The 3,951-nt window shown below is 30.6% G+C and carries 7 protein-coding genes; 6 read left to right on the forward strand and 1 reads right to left on the reverse strand.

Going from position 1 to position 3,951, the window contains the following annotated elements; all coding sequences use genetic code 11:
• The first annotated feature begins 26 nt into the window (after positions 1-26).
• From B808_RS06720 to B808_RS05270, 4 genes are all read left to right on the forward strand, one after another.
• Positions 27-233: a hypothetical protein gene (locus tag B808_RS06720; protein WP_404825386.1), complete on the forward strand. Its 207-nt coding sequence runs from the start codon at positions 27-29 to the stop codon at positions 231-233.
• Between the two features lie 88 nt (positions 234-321).
• Positions 322-555 (forward strand): hypothetical protein, encoded by a 234-nt coding sequence (locus B808_RS05260; RefSeq protein WP_009166838.1) that lies wholly within the window; start codon positions 322-324, stop codon positions 553-555.
• 4 nt (positions 556-559) lie between these two features.
• Positions 560-1,244 (forward strand): IS6 family transposase gene (locus B808_RS05265; protein WP_100221818.1). Its coding sequence is split into 2 segments (ribosomal slippage): positions 560-673 and positions 675-1,244, totalling 684 coding nucleotides; the frame shifts between segments, so codons are not numbered across the junction.
• Between the two features lie 150 nt (positions 1,245-1,394).
• Positions 1,395-2,156, forward strand: a complete 762-nt coding sequence (locus B808_RS05270; RefSeq protein ID WP_009166836.1) for a hypothetical protein — start codon at positions 1,395-1,397, stop codon at positions 2,154-2,156.
• Positions 2,157-2,472: 316 nt separating this feature from the next.
• Here B808_RS05270 and B808_RS05275 read toward each other — a convergent pair whose 3' ends face one another.
• Positions 2,473-2,877 carry a helix-turn-helix domain-containing protein gene (locus tag B808_RS05275; protein ID WP_051393821.1) on the reverse strand — a complete coding sequence of 135 codons (405 nt, stop codon included), beginning with the start codon at positions 2,875-2,877 and terminating at the stop codon, positions 2,473-2,475.
• A gap of 370 nt (positions 2,878-3,247) precedes the next feature.
• Between B808_RS05275 and B808_RS05280 the strand changes: the two genes are divergently transcribed.
• Complete coding sequence (locus B808_RS05280; protein WP_035422362.1) at positions 3,248-3,589, forward strand: ATP-binding cassette domain-containing protein; 342 nt, start codon at positions 3,248-3,250, stop codon at positions 3,587-3,589.
• Positions 3,590-3,749: 160 nt separating this feature from the next.
• Positions 3,750-3,951 (forward strand): hypothetical protein (locus B808_RS05285; RefSeq protein ID WP_035422364.1); only part of this gene is annotated, 202 nt, incomplete at its 3' end.

Consider the following 3,951-nt stretch of genomic DNA (forward strand, 5'->3'; position numbering starts at 1 on the left):
GTATTGTATTAACGACTATACAAATTATTTTTACCTTTTTTATGGCGGTCATTAATGCAGTCATTTATATAAGTACATTAAACTTATATATTCCAATTGCCATGCATTTTTTGTGGAATTTTATAAGCTCACTAAATTTAGTTTATTTATCAAATATATACCAATTAATATTTTTAATTTTCATTGTTATCGTTATGTTAATTATATTAATCACTAAAAAAAACGAAACATAAAATATTTTATTTATTACAAAACCGATTATAAAAATCATGATAATTGCCCAAATTAGTGAGAACATAAATTTTTTCCTATGATTAATTAATGATTGATAGTGCCCGTAGTGAGAATCCGATGGCAAGCGCCCATATTCTTGTCAGGCGTAATCGTGCCGTGACACTGGGTAACCGTGCATTGCTGTCACCAAACGACTGGAAAGAAACTAATCAATTCCAAGACGAGTTCGTGTTGACACTGTACCAAGTCTTTGGGGTTCTGGTGCAAAGTTTTAGTAGCATCCGTAATTTGGTAGAATTAAAGAAAATCATTGGGAGTTGATCGCATAAATTGGTTTAAAGGTCGTCATTTTAATCAAGATATCATCACGGTAGCCGTTGGTTACTATTTTAGATTCAATTTAATCTATCGTGATGTCGTTGAAATTATGGCCGATCGGGGGTGTTTCGGTACACCACACAACGATCATGCGCTGGGTTCACCACTATGGCGCAATCTTCCAGATGCTGTGGCGTCGGCATAAACAATCCACTTCACAAAGCTGGCGGGTTGATGAAACCTACATTAAGATTAATGGTAGCTGGAACTATTTGTATCGCGCAATTGACAATCAAGGTTTAACACTGGACTTTTCTTTACGAAAACAACGAGATTATCTGGCCGCTTATCATTTCTTAAAGCGACTGTTAAAGGCCTACGGCCGCCCAAGTTGTTTGGTAACAGATCAGTATGGAGCAACGCTCAAAGCAATTAAACAAGTAGCTAAAGATGGCTTAATAGATCTAAAGGCTCATCAATGTTCCAAATATCGCAATAATCTAATTGAACAAGATCATCGATTTATCAAAAGACATCACGTTCAGTCAGAGGGCTTTCAAAACATCCGCACAGCCACCAGTACCCTGGCTGGAGTTGAAGTTATTCATGCAATGAGAAAAGAAACCCGAAGAAACGGAAGTCTCTTCGGGTTTTCAGTGATTACTGAATTAAAACAAATTCTGGCAGCGTAAGCTGCCCATAGTTTAGAACAATCAATTCATGTGAGCTCAGTTATGGCTTTCCATCTGAACCTATTATACAAAGAAACTCGCAACAACATCAAGCAGATCGAAGTACTAGATTTTGTTTAACGTAGTAACAATACAAAGGAGAGGTTACCAATGTTTGTACCTAATTTATTGCAGTTTGTACCTAATGAGTATATTGCAAATAATTATTTAAAAACTAATTTTTATTTAAAAGATATTCTATGCTATAGAAAAGTTGAAGAAAAGATTACTGGCACTATGTCCTCCAATCTAAAATTTGACGATTCAGAGGGAAAAACTAAAAATTGGAGTTTGCTAAGGAATTGCTATTTTATTTCCTGTTTTACAATGCTAAGTACTAATGATTTTAAAGATGGTATTTTGGATATTGACTTCGCAGAAAAATTAAAAAAAGGAAATGTCGATAATGATGGTAATAGTGTTGAAAGACCGTTTATAACCATTAGTTCAGAAAACACCCCAAAGTTACTGAATAATTTAAGTAATCAAGTTAATGATTATTTGAAAGACAAGAATCTGAAGGGATCTGGATTGTTTTCACGTGCCGTGAGGTATCTTGATGAAGATGATTATAAAAAAGAAGAGCTTTACGAGGAAAATAATATAACTAATATAAATGGGATTTTCATCAAAAATGACACAAAAATGATTAGTCGATCCTCAAGCAGTGATTCTCTGTTAAAGAATATATTACAATTTCTCTATATATTTAAACCCATTTACTTCAAGGATCAACACGAATATAGACTGGGATTGGCCTTAGATGCTCCTATAGATGTAAATGAACTATTTATCCCTGTCCATGACTTAAGAAAGTATGTTAAAGTACACTCCTTTCAAGACATTAATAATCTAAAACTGGAAGATATATAAGTTCTTGAGGTATATTTAAATTTCATTAATGAAATTTGCTGGATTTAATACAACGATTTTTCAAAATGGCCACTAGGGTATACCCTAGTGGCCATACTTGTCTGCACGAGCTGATACCGTTTATAAGAGCTCAATAGCATTGTCCAATTAGATGATGATTATAAATCAACTAGCAAACAGAGGCCCTTAAGCAAAAATACGGAATATTGCTTAAGGGCCTCTGTTTGCTTTGTTCTATCTAAGTTTATGCATTGTTTCTGCCGTAATCCAGTGAATGAACTTTAAATTACTGATGAAGAGTACAAACATTATGATCTTAACGATAATCCATTCCCATAGCGAAGCTTTTGTTAATGTGACTAAACTGTATAAGTAAACAATTGTTAAATGAATCTAATAGATTAGATTTGTTCATAAATTCAATTAATTCTTCATATCTATGATTATTACAAAGATTTTCTATCTTTTTTGTATTTTCCCTAGACTCACCTATCTCAAAAAAATTATTTAACATTGCATTATGTATAGAGATACCAAGTTTATTACAGAGCTGAGCTAATAATATTGAATTTGGAACATAATGTCCTTTTTCAATGCTACTAATCATTGATTGGGAACATATGCCGTCAGCCAATTCGTATTGGGATAATCCTCGATTTTTACGTTCAATCATAATATTATTTCCTAAAATCTTAGCTGCATTTTCAACATCAAATCCCATATTAAAAACCTCCTATTTCATATATCTAAACTCAGTAATTATACTAGTTGTATTACAAATCGAATAATTTCACATTTGAAAAACAGTTAAAATTTCAGTAAAAACGATTTTTCATATTAGAGTATATGATTTTCAACATATTAAATATAAATTTGTATCAATTAAAAAATAATAATATCATATAATAAATTAGAAATCCTTTTTTAAAAAATAAAAATATAAATTATGGTATTGAAATTTTTGTTTAGAAATAATATGACCCAAAACACATTCAAATATGAATACCAGCGTTTTGGTTACACATTGGCGGTTACCAATGTTTTTAATTTATACCTAAGTATTTTTAATAAATAATATCAAGGATTTTTTTGTGATTAGAGGTATTGGACTAAGTAAAAAATACAAAGAGAAAATATTGTTTGAAGATTTATCTATTGATTTAAGACTAGGAAGGTCAGTAGGTGTCATAGGTAAAAGTACCTTAACAAATACATTAATAGGTCGTATTAATCCAGATAGCGGTAAAGTTGAAATGAGTTTTCCAAAACGCCTTATGTACAGTAAGGTTGGAATTCAGTTTCAAGATGCAAATCTGGATAATTTACTGAAAGTAAAAGAAATAGTTGAAGAATTTAGATTTTTACAGAAGTTATCAAAAAAACAATTAGATTATTGGATAAATGAATTTGATTCAAATTACATTACATTTTAAATAAAAAGTCTTCGTCATTGTCTTTTGGAGAGAAACAAAGGATTAGCATTTTACTAGCAGTGATGAATAATCTAGACTATTTATTTTTCATTAAATTTCTTAATGTTAAAAAGTGTTAAGACTATTTTAACAATTATTATTTATAGGAGTTCTTGTGTTTATGAAAGAATTTGTTAAAAAACATTATAAAGGATTATTAATTGCGTTTGGTTTATTAATTTGTATAGGAGGTTTTGCGATGGAAAAAAATAATGAAGAAGAACGAAAAGAAGCTATTAGAGTCGAACATGTTAAGAAAGTAGAATATAAAATTGCTAAAGATTTTGCTGATCATTATGCTGGTGTAAAAAAAATTAAATTTG

Source organism: Fructilactobacillus florum 8D (genome assembly GCF_000512295.1).
GTDB classification, from domain to species: domain Bacteria; phylum Bacillota; class Bacilli; order Lactobacillales; family Lactobacillaceae; genus Fructilactobacillus; species Fructilactobacillus florum.